General features: G+C 33.3%; 21 protein-coding genes, 1 tRNA gene and 1 pseudogene. 2 read left to right on the top strand and 21 right to left on the bottom strand.

Going from position 1 to position 21,949, the window contains the following annotated elements:
- Positions 1 to 45: 45 nt before the first annotated feature.
- Positions 46 to 486, top strand: a complete 441-nt coding sequence (locus ACJQQZ_RS03040) for an N-acetyltransferase (RefSeq protein WP_049425610.1) — start codon at positions 46 to 48, stop codon at positions 484 to 486.
- Between the two features lie 119 nt (positions 487 to 605).
- Here ACJQQZ_RS03040 and ACJQQZ_RS03035 read toward each other — a convergent pair whose 3' ends face one another.
- The 6 genes from ACJQQZ_RS03035 to ACJQQZ_RS03010 all read right to left on the bottom strand — a co-directional run bounded on the left by ACJQQZ_RS03035 (position 606) and on the right by ACJQQZ_RS03010 (position 2,274).
- Complete coding sequence (locus ACJQQZ_RS03035) at positions 606 to 1,292, bottom strand: YjjG family noncanonical pyrimidine nucleotidase (protein ID WP_408023060.1); 687 nt, start codon at positions 1,290 to 1,292, stop codon at positions 606 to 608.
- Between the two features lie 116 nt (positions 1,293 to 1,408).
- Positions 1,409 to 1,543, bottom strand: coding sequence for a beta-class phenol-soluble modulin (locus tag ACJQQZ_RS03030; protein WP_002466004.1), 135 nt, complete (start codon positions 1,541 to 1,543; stop codon positions 1,409 to 1,411).
- A gap of 51 nt (positions 1,544 to 1,594) precedes the next feature.
- Complete coding sequence (locus ACJQQZ_RS03025) at positions 1,595 to 1,729, bottom strand: beta-class phenol-soluble modulin (protein ID WP_107546394.1); 135 nt, start codon at positions 1,727 to 1,729, stop codon at positions 1,595 to 1,597.
- Positions 1,730 to 1,781: 52 nt separating this feature from the next.
- Positions 1,782 to 1,916 (bottom strand): beta-class phenol-soluble modulin, encoded by a 135-nt coding sequence (locus ACJQQZ_RS03020; RefSeq protein WP_002450638.1) that lies wholly within the window; start codon positions 1,914 to 1,916, stop codon positions 1,782 to 1,784.
- A gap of 53 nt (positions 1,917 to 1,969) precedes the next feature.
- A complete protein-coding gene (locus ACJQQZ_RS03015) occupies positions 1,970 to 2,104 on the bottom strand; it encodes a beta-class phenol-soluble modulin (RefSeq protein WP_002450638.1) in 135 nt (44 codons plus the stop codon).
- 35 nt (positions 2,105 to 2,139) lie between these two features.
- Positions 2,140 to 2,274: a beta-class phenol-soluble modulin gene (locus ACJQQZ_RS03010; RefSeq protein WP_002450639.1), complete on the bottom strand. Its 135-nt coding sequence runs from the start codon at positions 2,272 to 2,274 to the stop codon at positions 2,140 to 2,142.
- A gap of 363 nt (positions 2,275 to 2,637) precedes the next feature.
- Between ACJQQZ_RS03010 and ACJQQZ_RS03005 the strand changes: the two genes are divergently transcribed.
- A tRNA-Arg gene (locus tag ACJQQZ_RS03005) sits at positions 2,638 to 2,711 on the top strand.
- 377 nt (positions 2,712 to 3,088) lie between these two features.
- Here ACJQQZ_RS03005 and ACJQQZ_RS03000 read toward each other — a convergent pair.
- From ACJQQZ_RS03000 to ACJQQZ_RS02930, 15 genes and pseudogenes are all read right to left on the bottom strand, one after another.
- Positions 3,089 to 3,598, bottom strand: a complete 510-nt coding sequence (locus ACJQQZ_RS03000) for a restriction endonuclease subunit S (protein ID WP_408023097.1) — start codon at positions 3,596 to 3,598, stop codon at positions 3,089 to 3,091.
- A gap of 126 nt (positions 3,599 to 3,724) precedes the next feature.
- Positions 3,725 to 4,195, bottom strand: a pseudogene (locus ACJQQZ_RS02995) (restriction endonuclease subunit S); the annotation flags it as partial.
- Between the two features lie 62 nt (positions 4,196 to 4,257).
- Positions 4,258 to 6,267 carry an HsdM family class I SAM-dependent methyltransferase gene (locus ACJQQZ_RS02990; protein ID WP_408023059.1) on the bottom strand — a complete coding sequence of 670 codons (2,010 nt, stop codon included), beginning with the start codon at positions 6,265 to 6,267 and terminating at the stop codon, positions 4,258 to 4,260.
- A gap of 330 nt (positions 6,268 to 6,597) precedes the next feature.
- On the bottom strand, positions 6,598 to 6,783 hold the full coding sequence (locus tag ACJQQZ_RS02985; RefSeq protein ID WP_223266643.1) for a helix-turn-helix transcriptional regulator: 186 nt from the start codon (positions 6,781 to 6,783) through the stop codon (positions 6,598 to 6,600).
- Between the two features lies 1 nt (position 6,784).
- Positions 6,785 to 6,895 carry a hypothetical protein gene (locus ACJQQZ_RS02980; protein WP_087671645.1) on the bottom strand — a complete coding sequence of 37 codons (111 nt, stop codon included), beginning with the start codon at positions 6,893 to 6,895 and terminating at the stop codon, positions 6,785 to 6,787.
- Positions 6,896 to 6,970: 75 nt separating this feature from the next.
- Positions 6,971 to 7,096 (bottom strand): hypothetical protein, encoded by a 126-nt coding sequence (locus tag ACJQQZ_RS02975; RefSeq protein ID WP_098905474.1) that lies wholly within the window; start codon positions 7,094 to 7,096, stop codon positions 6,971 to 6,973.
- A gap of 783 nt (positions 7,097 to 7,879) precedes the next feature.
- Entirely contained in the window at positions 7,880 to 9,313 is a 1,434-nt protein-coding gene (locus ACJQQZ_RS02970) for an SH3 domain-containing protein (RefSeq protein WP_408023058.1), read from the bottom strand.
- Positions 9,313 to 9,768, bottom strand: a complete 456-nt coding sequence (locus ACJQQZ_RS02965) for a phage holin (RefSeq protein WP_408023057.1) — start codon at positions 9,766 to 9,768, stop codon at positions 9,313 to 9,315. The genes ACJQQZ_RS02970 and ACJQQZ_RS02965 overlap by 1 nt, the downstream gene beginning before the upstream one ends.
- Positions 9,769 to 9,815: 47 nt before the next feature.
- Positions 9,816 to 10,262 (bottom strand): hypothetical protein, encoded by a 447-nt coding sequence (locus tag ACJQQZ_RS02960; protein WP_408023056.1) that lies wholly within the window; start codon positions 10,260 to 10,262, stop codon positions 9,816 to 9,818.
- Positions 10,263 to 10,271: 9 nt separating this feature from the next.
- The gene (locus tag ACJQQZ_RS02955; protein ID WP_124227884.1) at positions 10,272 to 10,595 is read right to left on the bottom strand and encodes a hypothetical protein; all 324 of its coding nucleotides are present in this window, start codon (positions 10,593 to 10,595) and stop codon (positions 10,272 to 10,274) included.
- A gap of 63 nt (positions 10,596 to 10,658) precedes the next feature.
- A complete protein-coding gene (locus ACJQQZ_RS02950; protein WP_242238343.1) occupies positions 10,659 to 10,949 on the bottom strand; it encodes a hypothetical protein in 291 nt (96 codons plus the stop codon).
- Positions 10,950 to 10,992: 43 nt separating this feature from the next.
- On the bottom strand, positions 10,993 to 11,139 hold the full coding sequence (locus ACJQQZ_RS02945; RefSeq protein WP_002452346.1) for a hypothetical protein: 147 nt from the start codon (positions 11,137 to 11,139) through the stop codon (positions 10,993 to 10,995).
- Entirely contained in the window at positions 11,129 to 14,650 is a 3,522-nt protein-coding gene (locus ACJQQZ_RS02940; protein WP_408023055.1) for a phage tail spike protein, read from the bottom strand. Before ACJQQZ_RS02940 ends, ACJQQZ_RS02945 begins: the two co-directional genes overlap by 11 nt.
- 12 nt (positions 14,651 to 14,662) lie before the next feature.
- Positions 14,663 to 16,153 (bottom strand): phage distal tail protein, encoded by a 1,491-nt coding sequence (locus tag ACJQQZ_RS02935; RefSeq protein ID WP_408023054.1) that lies wholly within the window; start codon positions 16,151 to 16,153, stop codon positions 14,663 to 14,665.
- 3 nt (positions 16,154 to 16,156) lie between these two features.
- Complete coding sequence (locus ACJQQZ_RS02930) at positions 16,157 to 21,922, bottom strand: peptidoglycan DD-metalloendopeptidase family protein (RefSeq protein ID WP_408023053.1); 5,766 nt, start codon at positions 21,920 to 21,922, stop codon at positions 16,157 to 16,159.
- Positions 21,923 to 21,949 lie beyond the last annotated feature (27 nt).

Raw genomic sequence — 21,949 nt, 5'->3', positions numbered from 1 at the left:
TAGTTTAAGGTATAATATAAGAAAGATATAAAGGGGGACAAAATGATGAGTGACGTAAAAAGATTAGAAATTAATTACAAAACAGATGAGTTATTTGAAGACTTCAGAGAATTTGGTAATAAAGATCTTTATATGGTTGAAGAATTTAATGGGCAAATGATTGATGCAAGTTCTGACTCGCCATTTTATGGCATATTTGTAGGTGATAAATTAGCTGCAAGAATGGCCTTATTAAATAAAGGTGAAGTAGAAGAATCATACTTCCCTGATTGTGATGATTATCTATTATTATGGAAATTAGAAGTATTAGAAAAATATCAAAACAGAGGTTATTCTAAACAATTAATCGATTTTGCGAAATCATTTAATCTTCCTATTAAAGCCATTGCAAGAAATAACTCAAAATCATATTTTGAAAACCAAGGCTTCACAGACGTTAAGGCAAAGAACCCAGAAGGCCATGATGTTTTAATTTGGCAGCCGTAAAGATACAAATAAATATAAATAAATATATTGATCCTAAGCGAAAAGCACGAAGTTGATTTTAAATTGAGTAAATTCATCTTCGTGCTTTTATTATTACACTTATATCCTGTTATTTTAACCTATTCAACAATATGAATTAATTCCTTAAGTGATTTAATTTCATAATCAGGTTGAATTGATGTTTGATTTTCTTTACCTCTCAAGTTAAACCAACATGTTGCAATTCGTGCATTATAGCCGCCTAAAATATCTGATGTTAATGAATCTCCTACTATTATTGCGCTTTCTCTCTGTTGTTCACCTATTTTTTTAAATATGTAATCAAAGAATTCTGACATTGGCTTTTGAAAACCAGTTTGTTCTGAAATGTATATACCATTTAATGTTTCGTTAAATGTTGTTTGTGCTATACGACGTTGTTGAGTTTCTGTCACACCATTCGTAACGATATATATATTGTGATTTTCCCTTAAATAATCTATTGTTTCTAAAGTATCATCAAAGAAACTTGGTTTCGCTTTAGCTAATTCATCTCTAAATATATGATCAGCTTGTTTACCATCTACCTCTATTTGATAATCTTTAAAATAATTTACAAACCTTTGTGTTAATACTTCTTCTTTAGTTAACTTATTTTCTTGAAATGCCTCCCAGTGAGATTGGTTTACCTTTCTAAAGTGATAAAAATCATCTTTTGTTGGATTGTGATTAAAATGCTTAGCCATATTGTAAAATGCTTTCTCTCCTGCATCATAAAAATCAACTATCGTATCGTCAAAATCTAATAATATTGTTTTGTAAGTCATTGAAATCTCCCTTGTTCCATATAGTCTCTATTTACAATAACAAACTTTACATCACATTGCTTATTTAACGTAAAAAAGACCAGAGCGCTTGCCCTGGTCAATGATAGTTAAATGAATTAAAATCCAAATAATTTACTTAATACACCTACACCGTTTTCTACGATGCTTACGATGCTTGTTCCTAATTTCGCGCCGTCATGTCCTTGTGCCGCTTGTACTGTGTTTGCGATTGCTTCTGCTAATTTTGTCATAATATATAATCTCCTTTATTGTTTATGATTTTGTAGTTTTAGATTTTCGACTTAGAATCCGAATAATTTACCTAATACACTTACACCGTTTTCTACGATGCCTACGATGCTTGTTCCTAATTTTGCACCGTCATGTCCTTGTGCTGCTTTCACTGTGTTTGCGATTGCTTCTGCTAATTTTGTCATAGTATATAATCTCCTTTATTGTTTATGATTTTTTTAGTTTTTTAGTTTCGACTTAGAATCCGAATAATTTACCTAATACACTTACACCGTTTTCTACGATGCTTACAATGCTTGTTCCTAATTTTGCGCCGTCATGTCCTTGTGCTGCTTGTACTGTGTTTGCGATTGCTTCTGCTAATTTTGTCATAGTATATAATCTCCTTTATTGTTTATGATTTTTTTAGTTTTTTTAGTTTCGACTTAGAATCCGAATAATTTACCTAATACACTTACACCGTTTTCTACGATGCTTACAATGCTTGTTCCTAATTTTGCGCCGTCATGTCCTTGTGCTGCTTGTACTGTGTTTGCGATTGCTTCTGCTAATTTTGTCATAATTCAAAACTCCCTTTATTTAGATATTTTTATAATTAAAATCCGAATAATTTACTTAACACACCTACACCGTTTTCTACGATGCCTACGATGCTCGTTCCTAATTTCGCGCCGTCGTTATTAACGCCAGCTTCAACAGTATCTTTAATTGCTTTGATTAAACCTTCCACAATAAACACTCCTTAATATTTATAGTTCAAAAGTTACTTTCAAAAACTGTTGTTATTGATGTCGTGTTGTTTATCTATCGTTTTGTTATCTATACTATATAACTTGTACGCAATTATTTGGAGATTTATTCTTAATTAGACAATTAGAGCTCAAAACTGTTAAATCGCTTACAAAATCAAACAGTTAGGCACACTAAACTGAATTGTATTCAATTTAATTGGCCTTGAACCTTAACCCTAATGAAGTTTGAGTTGATTTTCTGTTTAATAACACTACTATAGTGAAAAATATAAACATTTTTTATGCCATAACTATTGCTAATTACTGATTATTTAGCTATAATAATTCTTGTGTTAAAAAATGTCCTGGTAGCTCAGCTGGATAGAGCAATGGCCTTCTAAGCCATCGGTCGGGGGTTCGAATCCCTCCCAGGACGCTAATAACCAAAAATTAAACACTTTTTAAAATTAAGAATCCCATAACGACGGGGTTCTTTTTATTTTGTCTATTAATAACACACCATATAAAACCAATTTTTAGGGACTTTTTAGGGACCCGAGTCCCTAAATAAAAAAACCACACTCAATTAAGAGTGTGGTAGAAGATAACTGTTGAATGTAAGCAATTATGGAGTTGGGGAACTCCGTATAAAATTGTAACATATTATACATATAAAAAGCCACGCTCATATTAACGTGACTAGTAGAATATAGTATCGATTAAGACGTTATCGTTAGGTATATTATAACATAAAAATAACCGTACCAGTTAAGATACGGTTAAATTAAATTTGCAAATGAGTCAAATATACATTTAATTTCGAACTACATTTTTGGTTATTTCAGTTTTAAATTGTAAATATTTCATAATCTTTTTAATATATTGTTTTTTAATTATTTTAATTATTTGCTCCATAAATCTATAGTCAGGAGTTTTGTTTTCACAAGCAGGTAAAGATAAATTTAAATTATCTGCATCTTTTGCATAAAAATTTCTGGCATATGAAAATGCACCTGTATTTGCAGTTTTATTATAGGCAGTTGTCAAAAATAAGCCTACATTTAAATTATATTTAGAAGTATTTATTACTGCTACATGGTCGTCTGCTCCATATTTAAAATTTCTATATTTAGCTGACCCAAACATATCTATTGTAATAGTGTTTAGATTAAATATTTGTACATCATTACCTATATAATCAGAAATACCTGTTTTTGACTCACCTGCTGTAATAAATGGTAAGTCACCATGAATACGGTCTGCGCTTTTTAAACGTTTACCCCTAGTAGCATCACCAAATAATTCTTTAGAATTAAATGTCATTATTGCTCTGCTCTGCTCTGCTCTAGAATTTTGGGCCATAGAATAATATTTGTCAAGCACTTCTTCTTCTTTTTTTGTGATTTTATAATCAGATAGTCCAGTCACCTGTAAATATGCTTCTAATTCTTCGATTCGTTCTGCTTCCAATTCTTCGATATATTTTCCCATGTATTCAAAACAAATATCATTATTAATAGTTGGTAAAATTATAGATTCATCTTTTATTCTATTCCATCCCGCTTTATTAGACCAATCATAGCGGTTACTTATAGTCTTATTTAGACATGCAAGTAAATATAAGTAACTTTTTGAAGAGATCTTATCTTTTATGAATTCTATAGCATAGCTATCTTGAAGTACAGTAAAATTATGTGGTTGGTAAAACATCCTTCCCGTGTTTGCACCGTTTGCAGATACGCTTATTACATTATTTAAAATGGTAGCATTATCCTTTGGAACATAATAAGCTAGTCCTTGGTTTTCCACACCTGCTGTTAAAGCTGGTATTTCAAATTCACTATGTTGTTGTTTATTTAAATCCCTGGCTTTATAATTCAAAGGTTTAGTTTTAATTTTCTTAAATAGTTCTCTTATTTTAAATTCTGTAAATTTGCCCCCGCTTTTAGTAAAGTCTTCCTTAAATTTTGTTAAACGAGGGCTTACATCTTTCCCGTGTGTTTTCTTCCTTCTATAACTTGACTAATTTCCCAAGATAAAAATTCAGATACTGTTTTTTTAAAATCTTCTATTTGAGGTATGTTATCAATTTTTACATGCTGTTCATAATTCCAATCAGCACCTGAATCATCAATAAAGTCTTCTATATAAATCTTATTAAGATTCCATAATTTCTCACTAACTTTTGCTTTATTACCCGCTTTGTATATTTTTAATATATCACGATATCTTTCTATAGGTGAGTCTTTAACTTGTATCCCTCTGGCTGTTCTTTTATATCCATCATTCCTAAAATCTATAAATTTAACTGTTTTATCAAAGTCATGCGGTTTTTTAGCTTCAAATATATATATACTTGTTTGTACTCCTGCCATAGGTTGGAATAAATCACTGGGCATTTTTATACTCGCTAAAAGTGTATGTTTCTTTAGAATAGATTTATTAGTTTTTACTGATTTACCTGTACCAGCGCTGTCTTGAATAATTATAGCGCCAACTCCGTTTTTCTCCATATTATTTAAACCAAATTCAATAAATGGCATTCCATTCTCTTTAAAACTAAAAGGAGGGTTTAACAGCAGTTTTGTAGCTTTAAATTCTTCATATAAACTTTTGGGAGTATTAAATGTATTGGCTTTTTTTATATTGCTTGAACCATCTCCACGTAATATCATGTTAGTTGCTGCAAGAGTATACATTTCTGCATTCAATTCAATACCTAATAGATTATTACTTTTAATATTTTTTATTTTTTCTTCGGCTGCATTAGTTCTTTTTCCATATTCTAATTCTGCTTGTTCAATCATTAATTCCATAGAACTAATCAAGAATCCTGCACTTCCAGTTGCTAAATCCATTACTTTACTTTCTTTTTTGACATCGAGTAATTCCGCCATCATTTTAGTTACGTAAGGTGGCGTTAATACTATCCCTAATTCTGTACCATCACCTAAAGCATATTTAAGAAATTCTGAATACATTTCGCCCATAATATCTATATGTCCTGTCATTGAATCTATAGAACTATAAATATTCTCATAAATAAAAGTGAATATTTGCTTATTAGTACTACTCTCGGAATTTAGTAATTTACTAACTTCTTTATCTAAAGTTGTTTTTTCATCTCTTTGTTTATCTTTGGATATTTCTTGAAAAGAAGAAATCATTAATTGCATTTTTCCGCTTTCAATATTTTTCATATGCAAATATTCTTTTATTTGATCAATAATAACTTTTCCATCACGTTTTGTATCTGTTTGAAGACCTTTTAATTCATGTGGCTCTAACCCTTTTTGTATTAAATTCCCTCTATTATCATTAATATCTTGCATTGCCAAAAGCATACCTGAAACATACAAAACTCTTTGTGGTGCTGTTATATTATGATTGTGCATTAATCTATTTAATTGTTTTGCATATTTTTGTAATGTTGCTCTACTATCAATTAGAATTCCGTGTTTTTCTGTTTCAGTTAAAATAGCATCATTATAAAACTCTTCAAAACTTTTCTGACTTTCTAGAAAATTTAGGTTTGTATAATTATCAACATGCTTGTATGTATCTTTTGAACTACCAAAAACATAGCTAATATCTATCGTTACATTGTCTTTGTTGTCTCCAGCAATTCCAATAGCTATAACTTCTCTATATTTATTACTTTTTATCATATTTCTCGCATAATGTAGACAGCCATTAACAGCATAATTCGATATTGATTTTTCATCATCTTTTATACCTGTTTTATTAATTACTTTGAGTTTTTTCGAATTTAATTTGTTTTCAATAATAACTGGAATGTTATATTTTTCTATATGAAAATCAGGTGTTCCAAAACGCGTTTTCTTTTCGGTCTTCGCGCTTCCTTTTAAGGCCTCTTTCATATAATCAGACATTGATGTTTCATCATTATAATCTTTTAATTTTTCTAATCCTAATTTATCTAAATAATCTTTAACATAATAATTTACATCTGTTTCTAATTTCCAATTCATATGTAATACCTCAATTTATAATAAGTTTATCCTAAGTGACTCAAAAATAAAGCAACCGTCAGCAACAGTTACCTCAAGTACACTCCGCAGATGTGTACCGCAATTTCTGTTTAATTATAGCATATTTGCGAGTGACATCAATGTCAGTCACAAAACTAGAAAATCACTAGAAACATACTAGAAAAACCACCCAGTGACATGTATGGGTGGTTAAAAGTAAACGGTGCAGTCAGCTTCTTACTGCTAAACGCAAGCAAGTCCTCTACACATAATAAAACATACATACCAAATGATAGTATGCCAGTGTTACACACTGTTTCCTCATTAGTATTATAACACTTTACATGCGTACTCGTATAGCTTTTCGGTTGTTCCCAACCTTAAATTATCAACATCACGCTTACCAGTTCTTAAGGACGACATAACCGTTTGGCTTAACCCTGTATCTTTGAAAACTTGATACCCTGTTATATCACTCTCGATCAATTCAATTATTTTTAATTTGTAGTCACTCATATTATCTACGTCCATTCTTTTTATCTAAATAATAAAAATGCGTTTTTCTTCCTATGAATAGTAACAATGGTAGGCTTAATATAAACAATGATAAATACATTTGTCCTGTCATAATTGAAAACCTCCAAAATTTATTATATACTTCAAGTGTAGGGAGGAGCCCTAAGGCTCCAGTTGATTACTTGTCTTAATTATCTTTAGTGATGTTTAGATAATTTAGATGCCATATTCTTAGTTGTTTTATAAGCGCTGGAAGAACTAGTATCAGTAATGATATCGGTTGTTCTAGCGCTTTTTCTATCAAGTAAACCAAGGTTTTAACCTCCCTTCACTTGAAGTTCGTAAGTCATTAACTAACTTACAAATACAATTATACTACACATTAAGAAAGCATCCAACTATTTTTTTCTTTTTTTGGTTTATTTTGTGTAAATATTTTGGTATGATTGTGTAGTTCATCTTTATATTTTAAGGTGAACTTAAAAAATCATTCCTTTCTGTGATATTTAAACTGCAATGCGCTATCTTGTCTTTTCTCGGTACAAGATAGCGCTCTTTTTTTGTATTGTAAAACTCTCACATAAAAAAAGAGGTGTCCACAAAATGGACACCCTAAATGTAAAAAGTTTTGGTTTTATGTTTATTAATATATCATATTTTTTTAAAAAAAGACAGTCACGAGGACTGCCTTCTACAAAGTATATAACAAAGAATGAGGCGAAACTGCCTATATTTTGTGGAAAAATATCCCACAACAATAATTTAACATTTATTTCTACCAAATGAAACCTTAACACTATTTTTCATACAAAAAAAGAGGTAGTCACTAGGACTACCCTGAAAGGAAAAAGAAAAGTAAGGTTCTTACGAAAAATAATTCTTATAACTAAACAAGTTGGATTCTCATCCATGAGTAATATAACATATTATTTCTAATTAATGAAACCCTAATACTATTTTTTATACAAAAAAAGAGGTAGTCGCTAGGACTACCTCTAAATAGAGAAAAAAGTAAGGATTCAAAATATCTTATAACTAAACTGGATTGAAATCCATAGATAGCATAACATATTATTTCCACTTAATGGAACCTTTTTTAACTAATCGTTCCCCATAAGTCACCTAATCCTTGATTAGGAGGCACTACACCATTCCATTCTCTAATAGGTAAATAATAACGTTGTCCTTTCCAATCGTAACCAACCCATACATGCTCGTCTTGTAATATCACTTCATCATAATCACAATAACCACCAGGTTGAAAATCATAAGCGTGTGGGCAACTTCTAAACGGTCCTAATATTCTAACAGCAATTGGTTGATTACCATTAGTGAATCTTGCTTTTTCACTCATATACCATGAACCATAACTGTTGCGTTTCCAAGCGCCTGCTACAGTCGATTTAGTATTACTAGATGCGCTTGTCCCTTTAACTACAGTTGCTACAGGAATATCCCCGTTCATATAGCTACGAATCTGTTTAATAAAGTAATCCTTTAATTTCAGTTGCTTGTTTTTAGGTAGTAAGCCTTGAGTAACTGGGTCAAAACCAGTATGAAGTTCTGAGCTTCTGTGTGGGCATGATGTACTAACGAATTCACAATGTAGTCTTATAGTATTTCTGTTAGCAGGTAGACCCCATTTTTTTAATAGTCTAGCACATTCTTGGAATGCCGCTTGTTCATTTTGTAAGAATGTTTTATCATCTGCACCAATAGACTGACAAACTTCAACGCCATAAAAACTTTTGTTTCCGCTTTGATTAGCCGTATGCCAACCGATTTGTGATTCATCTAATGCTTGCCATACAGTATTACCACTTATATAACTGTGCGCAATACCAGCCTCAAGTCTTGATAATGGTGCATTAACCAAACCATTTCTATAACCTTCCGCAGTAGCTTCTATACTACCGGCATCATTGTGTATAACTATACCTTTGGGATTGTGGCCACGCTTGGGTAAGTTGTACCCCGTAACATAATCTTGAATATATTTTAATTTTCTAGCTTTACGTTTTTTCTTTACTGTTACTTTTTTCTTCTCAAGCGTTGGTGATTGTGTTGAACGTGATTGTGTTTTAGTTTTATATTTCGGACGTATAAACCACATAGGAAAATCATAGTTGTGGACAATACGTTGTGCAATTTCTGTTTTAGCTAGTCCACCGCCATACCAATTTTGATCTAATGAGACGAACGAATTGTAACTACCATCATGGTTTCCATCTAACACAATAGCAACATGTCCATAACCACCACCATAATTACGGTTAAATATAACTACATCACCTGGTTTAGCTTTAAACTCGGGTGTATTTTGGTAAACGGTTGCTTCACCTTTAAAATCATTAACATTAGGAATGTCTGCAGCACCTTCGCCTTTTAAACCATGCCCAAATAATTTATACCAGTACATATTGGCTAAATCAACACATTGCCAGCCATAAACACCATCAAAGTCCCAACCTTTCCCCTCTAAACTGTATATATAATCAATTGCTTCTTTTTCTGTTAAATTTGCAACCATTATTTAACCTCCTCATGCAATCTTGATTGACCATGCGTTAATGTTTCATCTTTTTCATGTTCTGCTACATCCCATTCGATTTCATCGCTATCATCAGAAAACGGTTCAGATGTATCATGTTCTTCAAAATGTTTTTTATTAATTTCTGGTGTTAGTTCACTTACATCATCTTGATGAGTTTGCCATTGTACAAATTCATTAGGGTTATCACTATCACGTGGTTTAGAATAACTGTGTACTATACCACTATCTTTTACACCTTTCGAAGTCGGATCTACAATAACACCTAGTCCTGCTAAAATAGTTAATATTGTTCCTATTAATCCACTCGCTTGTTCTAATTGAGAAGTTAAATCAAGTCCAAATAATTCAGTCACTTGTTTAATAAAAAGTAGTAATGCACCAACTAAGCCTGTTAAAACTGTTTTATTTTTTAATCTTAATTTCCAATTCATCAAAAAACTCCTTTTGAGTAAAATAAAAAGCCGACATTATGTCGACTTTACTTTTCACCTTTATATTGTTTATATTCGCAATCTTCACTATCACTCAATTTTTGCTTTACTTTTCTTACTTGCATGTATTCATGTCTATTACTAGCTCTATAAACTTGTCTAAAACAATAGAAACTTACAAACATAAATAACCCTGCTCCAATGTTAGGGTAAGTAAAAACATAAGTAACAGCTATTAAAGCGAAAAACAAACCTACAATTCCATTTATAAACATTTCTGCTACATAGTGTTTTATGAACAGTGTTATGACATATAAAATGATTAAGGTTAAACTTGTAAATTCCCAAGCGTCTTGTGATTCCATGACCCTTTGTAGAGCCTTGTACAAGTCTGAATGTTCTGCCTCAAATAAACGGGGTGTAAAGAATAATGTTACATAGAAATATAAAAGATACATAATACTTATATTTTCGATCGTACTTGTTTTTCTCATTTCAACACCTCAATATAACCCTATCTGTTTCAGAACAAACGCAACTATCCCACCAATACTAGCTGTTAACACACCACCAATTGATGCATTTTTTACCGTTTTTCGTGTATCGCTTTGTTGTTCTGTCATGATATTTATTTTTTTATCTAATGTTTCGATATCTCTTCTAATTTCTTTCAAAGACATTCTTATCCCGACATCGGGATCATTCAAACTATTCTCTAACGCGTCACATTCATTTCTAAGTTTCTTAACGTTATTACTTAAATCTTTAAAAACAATCCTCATATTTTGAGGTTCTTTTAAACTTTCGTTGTCGAATTGGTCTATCACATTGCTCCCACCTTATACATAATTAAAAGCCACAACCTATAAAAGATTGTGGCATAAACGTCATTAAACACTTTCTGTATCATCCACAAACGTTACATCTACAATTTGTTTAGCTACTTTAATTGTTAATAAAGTTTGAACGATACCGAATTCAAAGTTAAGTTGATTTAAACTATTTAATCGTGTTGCTAATTGTTGTGCTTTATTTAAATCATCAATCTTATAAGCTTGTGATGAAATTGGCGTAGAAGAAAATTGCCCTCTATAGTCTAGATTTAAAACAGCTTCACTACCATCTGGTGATACCTGTACCAAAATATAATTTTCTTTTCTATTTACTACTTCGTTTGCCATAATAAATTCCTCCTAATTTTTTGTATAAAAATAGTGCCAAAGATTACTCTTCTTCGGCACTTTCTGAATTTTGTTCTTGTATGATTGCTTTTAACATTGCGTTTTCTTGCGTTAGTCTTGCCACTTCCTGTGTAAGGTAATTAATTGTTAATTGTGGATTAGCTTGTAATCCTTGATTATTATTTTCCATTGATTTGTTCCTCCAGTTTCTCAACTTTTTCATTTAATTGTTGTATTGCTTTTAAAGCATAAGTTAATAATTCATTGGTATTTATACCATCACCTGTTACAAAAACATTTGGCGTTTTATAATCATCTCCAATTACTGGACCATGATGAATTATTTCTTGTTCATCCTCTTTATATTTATAACTATATAAATCTAAATCTTCTGCGATAGTTCTTAAAGCATCTGTTTTCCAAAGTGAAATATCTTTTTTATACTCAGCTCTTGAAGCTTTTACAAAGTCACTTGCTACAACTGGTTTATATCCAATATCTCCACCGTTATACATTAAGTTATTAGTTACTCGTAATTCACCAGTAGAAACACCTAGATAAAAGTTATTACCAGTGTTAACACGTATAGTATTAGCTTGAATATCTTTACACTGCAAATTTTTATAATTAGTATTACCGCTATTGTAACCTTTGATGTCTGTGATTCTTAATTTGTCGTTAACACATGCGTATAAGTTATCTGTTTTCGTTGTCCAATCGCCATATAATCGATTTGCATAGAAACTACCACTACCGATATCACCTTGATTATTTGTAGCATATACAATAGGCTCATAATCACCATATGTTTCTGTTGGCATACCAGCTTTTCTAAATCTAATACCCGAACCTGCATTACCGTATCCAGGTATGTTTGTTTCGTTACTTATTTCTCCGAATAACAAAACACCATCGGTAAACTGTGCCGTGTCATTCTGTTTAATGTAGAATGAAAATTCATTAGCTCCAACACGACCGCCTGCCCATGGTCTTAAATAGATAGAGCCTTCCCATGTTTCTATATTGGTTGTAAAACGTGATCTAGTATATATACGACTTTGTTCAGCTTGTAGGAATACAACACCGTAGGTTGAACTTAATCTTACACCTCGTGATTTATCATTCATTAAATCATAATGAAATTCTAATGCACCGGCTTGTTCAGAACCAAGACCTCCACTCATCATTGTGGATAAACCTTTTTCCGTCATATACAGGTTATAGCCCGTATCTTCATTAGAACTCATAATATAACCGTTACGAATACCAACGGTTGCATTTGGTGTATCGGTTACTCCTGACCATGTTCGAGAATACTTTCCTCTAGATAAAATTTGGTTATTTCTAATCGTTAATGAATTTGTACTGTCGCCACCAACAATACCTAACTTGTTTACATTGATATCTAAACCTTCATTAGATAAGTTTATTCGGTTAATAACTTCATCTTTACCCACTTTATTATTTAAATTTTGAGTGACCACGTTAAAATCTTTATTCACTGTGATATCGACTTTATCGCCTTTCAACTTGATACCGTCACTACCAATATTCATCAATTGAATGGCGCCATTTTCGTCGTATGTGAATGTCATACCTGTAGCAACATTGTTTGTGAAGTCCGATATTACTTTAGATAATGTTTTTTTACTAGTATTAAACTCCTCTTTAGTTGCTCTTTGTTGAATATCTTGACCATTTTGCGTAATAGAAGTCGTCATGTTGGTTAGTTTTGTGTCTGCGTCTTGTTTTTCTTTGTTGTATTCACTCAAACTCACTTTATCGCTAATTTGATTACTTAATTGCAATCTTTCACTATCGGCACTATCCAGCCGTTGAACAATACCGTTTTGATCAGTTTGATAATCTACGCTTTTTACATAACTTTTCAACTGTTCTTTTGTATCTTCACGTGAAGCTTGAATTGCTTTTTCAATTACGTCTGGTGTGCCGACCATATTGTTGTTTTCATCAATAGTTAACCCAAATTTAGTAGCCACTTTATTCAATGCGTCATTAAATTTTTCATCAGTATATTGGGATTGAAGTAACTGCAATCGTTTATCTGCCGAAACTTGAGCATCACGCATAGCTTTATATAAATCTTGTAACTTTTGTCTATAGGAACTAAATTGACTTTGAACATCTATTAAAGCACCAATAGTAGCAGTATCTGGAGTCATAGCGTTTAAATCACTTTGAATACTTAGATAGATTTCATCAATATTATTAATTTCAGTTTGAAGTTTGTTTTTAAGATCTGTATCAACCAAGTATTCACTGTTTAATACTTCGTTTGTATCATTCAATATCTTACTATGTTGAATTGAAAGGTTAGCAAATGTGTTTTGTAATTCACTTAGTAGAGCTTTCTCTCTCGTGATACCTCCGATTTTCTCAACATCATCTACAGTTTCATTTAACCATTCACCATTCCAGTAACGACGTAACACTGCAACATTAGGATTGCTTGTATCGTACCAAAGCATGTCATTAACTGGATTATCTGGTGGCGTGTCTTGTTTAAAGATTTTACGTTCATAATATTCTAATTGACCAGATACAACATCATTCACAATAGTATTGATATTCGTTACGTTATCATTCAACTTTTTGCTTATATCGGCAAGTTTTTTATTGAATATATCTCTTAAGTTATTTTCTTCATATTCAACTACGTTGCCGAATTTATAGTTACTTTCATCAGTGAGTAAGTTGTAATCAACGCCGATGACTTCTGCTTCTATATAAAGCGGTGGTCTGAAATCTCTATCTTTAATACGTACTGTGTCGTGGAGGGATACAACCATTTCTGGATAGTGTTTGTGTATATCTGTAGAAGTTATTTCATAACTGATTGCCGATTTATTACGTTTGTTAAGTTCGGTTTTAGCAAGTGTGGTTAAACGCTCATCAGTCATATTGCTATCGTCTGATTCAGGCTCGTATACACTCCATAAGTAACGCCCAGGCAATCCAAACTGTGCCTGAGCGTCATCATCTGTAACTATTTTTTCTAATCGTTGTCCAGTGTCGTTTTCAGGACCAATCGCATATAATGCAGTCCGTACTTCTGACATATCAACGGTACGTGTCATTCCTGTTAAATCTTTACCTTTAGTGATTTCTTTACCTTTAAATAGACTAACTGGTTTCTTTAATGTTACATATCTATGTTCTACTGTATGAGAACCAAGTTCTATATAGTATTCTGCCACCATACCGTATGTTGTACATAACATGTTGATAACTTCATATGGTGTTGAATAAGATGTCCATGATGTTGTTCTCATACCACCATGTTCAGTGTCATCTGACATTTCCCAACCAGTATTACGTAGTGTCTCATTCAAGGCTTGAGACGTACTATACGAACTATATTTCCCAGGTTTGATTGGACGTGATTTGTCGATATCTTCTAAATATGATGCATTACTTTCTACATCAGTTGTACCATCAAAGTTATCTACCACATGAGAAATAATGAACTCACGATAAACACCATTATTATCTTGTGCAATAATACGATTACGTTCACGCAAATGTTCAGCACGATCATTTAACATTGTGAAATCGAATGTTTCTGATTTTTCTTCGGCGTTGTTACTCATCACTGCATTTAATAATGCGCCGTCATCACGACTAATATAATCAATGATTTTGTCATTGAAATCTAAAATATGAATGCCTGTATGTTTCAATTCGTCACCTCCTTATAAATATCTATCTTGCCAATAAACGGTAGTATCAAAAGTTTTTTCTGGATAGATGATACATTCGTTATAACCACTATTGATATTAAAGAAATCACTACCAAACGTTTTTAAATCAAGTGACGGATCTTCATTAATCGTCACAGTTTTATCTTGTGTATTAATGTTAATCACATCACCTTTTTTGATTATCATGTCACGTGCTTTAGGTGGTTTAGGTAACTTCTCATGAGTGTAACTACCTAAAACGTACGTAGGCATGTGATTATAATTACCATTTTTTGCGATATAAACACTTACTGCTGCGATAGGTCGTTGGTAAAACTTCCCACTATCTTCCCATTGTTTTTCGTTTACATCGACTGGAATCACACGTTTAGGATAATCGAGTTCTTTATATTTCCATGTTTTGATTTTAAAGGTTGTACCTACACGTTCTAAACGCATATATATAACAATATCTTCCCATTTATAAAACATAGGTAGATTTGTGTATTCATAGATTTTCTTTTGTTGGCCTAACTGGTCAAATAATGTAATTACAATACTACCAATCGCTTGGCTTGCTCTAGCATTTCTATAGCCGATACTTGCAATTAAGCGATTATCTGTATCGTATAAGTATTGAGCACAATGTGTAGAACCTTTATTCTTTTGATTCACATGAATTTTACAAGTGGAAACAAAATCTTGTGCAGACTTACCAAAGCTATGCTTATACTCTGCACCATTCCAACCTGATGTAGCCGTAATGCTATCTAACTTTAATTTGAATGAATCGTTTGATGAACTCATTTCAAAACTACCGCCATTAGTACCGCCTGTGTAATTATCATTGATAGTGCTTCCTGATTGTTTTCCCCAACCTGTAAAAGCTCGCATTTCATTATTCCAAAGAATTGGAGAGTAATCTTCAACTGGTTTATCCAAGTCATCATCGCCAATCATGAAATAATCTTCATCGTTCTTAGTAATCATATAGTAACTTGCATTTCGTAATGCAGTTGCTTGCACAATTACTGGACTATCTGCAGTTCCTGTACTAACCACACTGACTTGGTCTGAAATAGCAGTGTTTTTGGTGCCTTCAACGGCGTATTTGTAAGGGTCTGCTAAAACAACATTTATTTTAAAAGACCAAAAACCGATACGGTCTTTGTCTAATTCGATGGATCCTTCTATATATGCATTCCAATACCAATCTTGAGACGTGAACTGTAACTTAACTGGTTCATCATAATTGAAAAATCGTACGACTTCATTTAATACATCGTCTAACTTTTTCATGCCTCCATGCGATAAATAATCATTACGTATGATAAGAGGTAATTCAAAACGATATTCTTTTAAATTTCTACTTTTTACAATGCTTCCTGGTCTCCCAGCTATTTCTTCACTTTCAATAGCAAAATTAAAAGAGGGTATTTCAAACCCTCTTTCAACAATCAACCATGGAAGTGTTTTATCATTTACTTTTATTGTATCAAGCATTATCTAACCTCCCACTGGTTTAAATTTTGCTTTTCTTGATTTCTGTCTTTCGTATTTATCAATACCTTTAAAAATTTGTTTTTCGTTCGCAAACTGATCAATGACAGGTTCAAAATCTTTGTCTGCAATGTCTTGATTGCTACGTGCAAGTTGCATCAATAGTGAAATCTGTTGTTGTTGTCCCTCAATCATTTTGAGTAATAATTCAGTATCGTTGTTATTAGTTTGTACACTTTTACTACTGAATGCACTAGGACGTTTATTACCTTTTGATTTAGAACCTTGAATGTCTTTAGCAGCAAGTGCTAGTAATTTCATAGCGTCTGTTCGTCGATTAGGGTCTGTTGGGATTACCCATTCAGGATAACCACCTTCTGCGATATTGTACCAACCTGCAGATTTGATTAATCCGCCTGTAGCGTAACCGTGACCATGACCGATAACTTGTAACATGCCTGATTTACCATAACGTTTTTTAGCGTAATTGATAGCTGCCATAGCATTATCTAAACCATTCATAATATTGCCATGACCTGGCAATTTATTTGCTGCGAACGTTGTAGGTATAACCTGTAATAAACCTCTTGCAGCGTTTGGACCACTGTTTACATCTTGCACTTGTTGTCTCGCACCTGCATTACCACCAGACTCAGATTGAACTTGTCTAATCCAAGCATTGACATAATTACTACTTGTTGGTAGTCCATTAGCCCTTAAAGCTTTGATAATTTCTGGACGCCATTTACTTGCGGCTCTTGAACCTCCAGATTTACCTCCGCCCATGTTTTTCTTGAGCCAAGTTACTGGATTTATCGGTTTACCATTTTTATGCATTTCATAGTGTAAATGTGGTCCTGTAGAAGCGCCAGAGTTACCAGAAACACCTAAAACGTCACCTGGTTTAACACTTTCACCATTCTTTTTATAGCGTTTGCTTAAATGACCGTAAAAAGCTTCTAAGGCTCCAGATTTTACAACTACATAATGACCAAATCCACCAGGCATTTCTTTGTTATAAGCTTTACCACTTAAAGTAGACTGTATTTTTTCATAAATGTATGGTAAATCAATACCTGGATGTGGCCAACTAAACGCATAACCTGGAGGTGGACCATTAGGACTGTACGGGGTGGTAATGTTGTTTAAATATTTTATATAACTTCCGTCACCATCGCCCCCGGCATCTTCTAACCAACCACCGATTAGGTCTTTAGCGGCTTTTTTCATCTTACCAAAGACGACTTTCATCATATTGTATGGTAATTCTGCTGCTTTGCTAACACCAAATGCATCTAGATTAACTCCAAAATTACTAAATACTATATCAAGTAATTTTCCAGGCTTCTCTACCCATTCCATAATATCTCCAATTGCTTTAGATACAGCTTTCCCTGCAGATTTAGCCCAACCTGCACCTGTTTCTACTGCGCTTGAGACACCTTTTTTAGTTGCACCCCAAGCATCACTCAATTTATCTTTAGCTGTATGGGCAATATCATTATGTTTTTCAGGTTTCGCTTTTTTAGGCTTTTTACCGAACGATAAAGCATTTCCTAACATAGAACCAATACTAAATTTAGGTATTGTTCCATCATTGAATTGCGGACGATTCAACATTGCGTGTGTTTGATCGCCATTCAAGATACGCGTTCCTTTTTGTAACGGCATTGTTGTATCTTTAGCAGGAGTGATGAAAGGTTTACCTTTCGGTGGAATAACAGTCTCGTGTCTAAAACCACCTGGACCGTTACCTTTACCTTTATCTCCCACAGTGGCTAGTGTACTACGGTTCAACTTACCATTTGTTACATAGTTTTGAGTATGAGTTGCTTCTGTACCAGTGTGTAGTTTAATCGATGGTAATTTATCCATGCCTAATTTTTTACCTACCCAGTTAACACCACTGATCAATTTGTTTAATCCGCCTTTAACTCCGCTGACCATACCGCCAATATGGCCTTTGATCCTACCAATCAATGTTTTTAATCCACTGGACATATTTCTAAATGTATTTCTAACACTGCTCCATAAACTTTTTGCAAGACCAGTAACAGAATTTTTGATACCTTTCCATTTAGAAATCGTATCACTTTTCACTCTACTGAATGTGCTACTTGTACCACTTTTTAAACGGTTCCATGTATTTTTTACGCCACTCCAAAGATTTTTAGCGTAATTCACCACAGAATTTTTGATGTTTTTCCAAGTCTTAGTAAGCCAACCACGCAGTTTACCAAAGATTGATTTAGTGATATTCCAAGTTGATGTAAAGTTACGTTTGACACCGTTATATAAACTTTTAGCAAAACCAATCACTTTGTTTTTAATATAATTCCAAACTTTAACTGAAAAGTTTTTAATATTATTAAATACACGTTTTACAAAGTTCCATGTACCTGTAAACGCACGTTTTACACCATTATAAAGGCCTTTAGCTAAAGAAATAACCTTATTCTTAATATAAGTCCATACTTTAATCGTAAAGTTTCGAATACCAGTAAATATCTTTTTAACTATACCTGATAAACTTGTGAAAGCTCTTTTTACTCCTGCACCTAAAGCTTTTGCCAATGCAACGACTTTATTCTTAATGTAATTCCACGCTGCTATAATCCAACTTCTTAAAGTGCCAATGATTTTACGAACACCATTTGAAAGTGCTCGAATTGCTCCAATCACACTGTTTTTTATAGTATTCCATATTCGAATTGAGACACTTTTAATGACATTCCAAGCGCTTGTAACAAATGCCTTTAAACCGCCAATTATGGCTTTTGCTCCTGCAATGAAAGCTCGAATAATAGCTAATACACTGTTCTTAATAGAGTTCCATATTGCTATTGAAACAGTTTTAATTGCATTCCATACCGCAGTAATTACGGCTTTCCACATGGCAAAGGACGCTTTCATCATAGTGAACCAAACTCTAATAATCGCCATTACACCATTTTTAATGGCATTCCAAATCGCAATTGATACATACTTAATACCATTCCACACTGCAGTGATGACTGTCTTCCACATACCGAAATAAATTTTAACGGCAGTAAGCCAACCTTGAATTATTAACATAACCGCAGTCTTGATGCCAGTCCATGCAAGCACTGCACCTATTTTAATCGCGTTCCATACTGCAGTGATAACTAGTTTTAATGATTGAATTGGATGTAGTACGGCCATTTTAATAGCATTCCATGCTAATGTGGCTGATGTTTTCATTAATCCCCATATAATCATTGATGCCGTTTTAATTCCATTCCAAATACCGATGATGTAAGGTTTAAGGAATCCAAACACAGATATAGCAGTATTTTTTATGGCATTCCAAGCAGAGATAACGAAACTACGAAAAGTTTCATTATTTTTCCATAGATATATAATACCTGCAACTAAAGCACTAATAGCAGTAATAACTATACCGATTGGACCAGTCATAAACCTAATGGCTAAACCTAATCCGCGTGTTGCTATAGCTGCCATTTTTGTAGCAATAGAATATTTACCTGTCATTATGGTTGCTAATGAAGTGTTTCTAGCATTTAATATTTGTGCTAATGCAAGAGCTCGTGTAACACCTGTCCAAATAGCCATCGAAGTTTTAGTTACATTTACTATAGCATTATATGCACCTGTTACTAACGAGGCACCACCAACTACTGTTCTATATACTCCCCACATTGGAAGAATTGCAGCCAGTGCACCACCCACTGCTGTTAAGATACCTGTCATTAGTCCCATTGTGTTATTAGCCGTAGCACCTTTAGCGATAAAGCCTGTCAATGCAGTAGTTATTCTTAACATTACTGCGCCAACTGGTGCCATTCCCTTAATTAACCCTACAATAATGGATCCAATATTCTTAAGTAATTGCCATACAATAGGTCCGTTCGTCTCTAAGTATTTCAAGAAGTTTTTAAAGCCTTCTGTGTTCTTTAAGTTCGCCGCCCAATCTTTAAACGATTGTGTCACACCTTGCATGCCTACTAGTACGTTATGTGAATGACCACTAAATGCACTAAATAGACTGATAATACCACTAAACACATTACCGAATATTTGACCTACAATTGGCAAGTTCGTTTTAGTGTATTGAATGAATTGAGCTATACCTTTATCTGTACTTGTGCTATTTGCCCAAGCATTAAATTTATTAGCTAGACTTTCAATACCTTTACCTGTCCATGTAAATAATGGTCCAAACTGTGTAAACATGTGGGTGATACCGTCTCCCACTTTCATTGCTGCATTTAATAAGTTTTGGAATATCGGCGGACCTATATTATTAATGAGTTTGAATGCATTGTTTGCATTATTAGATGAGTTAACCCAATCACGCATTCTAGCAGATGCTTGCGCTATTTGACTTGTGGTTTTTGAAATGAATGGTGTAAGTCTTGTCAACGCAATCTTAGCGATATTAATACCATTAGCCATAGTATTAAAGATATCTGCTTGATTAGCTTGTACTAAACCTTTCCATTGATTTTGCAAACTACTTAAAACTGACTGGTAATTTCTAACTTCTGCAGTTGCTCTCAATTCACCATCTTCAAGCATTTTCAACGCGGTTGTAGCTTGGCCACTAAATGCCGTTACTGCACCTAGTGCTACACCATAAGCACCACCAAGCCCAATAGCACCACCTGCAGCAGCAGTTGCAGCGCCACCAATACCAGATAAAGCACTTACGGCACTTCCAGCAACTGGTATGATGGTAGATATGTTAGATACTAAACCCCCGAACGATATACCTCTAACAACAAAACCAACGTTTCTAAAGCTATTACCTATCTTATTTATTTTAGCGTTGACTTCTTCCCAACGTTGACCCATAGCTGTTAATGCTGGTCCCATGCCAAAGAATTTCGTTTGTTCTCTATGAAATTCTCGCATTTCTGATGTTGTTTCATCTATTCTATTTTGTAGAACGTTGTAAGCCAATGCTTGTTGATAAACTTCTTTTTCGGCTCTGTCTAATTTGGCGGGTAGTTGACCAACTTCACGATTTAAACTAGCGTAAGATTGTTCTGCTGCGTTTGCTTCTTTCTTAGCCGTATCCATTGCAGATTTTGCACTTGCCATCGCTTGTTGATTTGCTTTACTAAAATTTTGTAATTCATTCTTAGCGTTGGCCGTTGCTATTTTAGACTCATTTAAATCACGTTTAGCACTATCTACTGATTTTGAAAGGTTCGCATATTGCGTTTTAGCTTTAGTTAACTGATTACCTAATGCCGTTAGCTCTTGTTTACTTGCTTTACCAGATTTACTTAATTCATTGAATTCATTTTGCAAACTGTCGACAGAGCTTTTAGCATTAGCCAATTGAGCTTTTAATGCTCTAAGAGTGTTACTGTGCTGTTTTTCAGTGTTTTGAGCTTTATTTACTGTGTTAGTATATTCTTTCAATTCATTATTTAATTTGTCATAAGAATTGGTTAGTGATTCATAATTCTTTTTAGCTTTTTGAGCGTTACGTGCCGATTCTTCAAGCTTATCTGACATGATTTCTTGTGCATGTCTTAACTGATCTAACTTCTTCTGTGCTTGTTCACTCGCTCTACCTTGTTGAGTAAGTGTTTTGTTGAGACCTTCAATTTCAGTTTCGTATTTTTCTACTGATTTTTCGGCTTTATCGAAACTTGAAAGGTTCTTTTTCATTTCTGCATCGGTAGTTTGTAACTTACGCTTTAAATTGGCCATACCGCGATCAATATCTGATGTATCTAGGCCTAAATCAATCGTAAAACCTTTAATTTCATCTGCCATTCAACTCACTCTCCTTTCTTTAGAAAT

The sequence above is a fragment of the Staphylococcus sp. KUGN1 genome, from assembly GCF_045984185.1.
GTDB classification, from domain to species: domain Bacteria; phylum Bacillota; class Bacilli; order Staphylococcales; family Staphylococcaceae; genus Staphylococcus; species Staphylococcus warneri_A.
The sequence above is the reverse complement of the archived record's forward strand: the minus strand, read 5'-3'. Positions and strand labels throughout refer to the sequence as shown.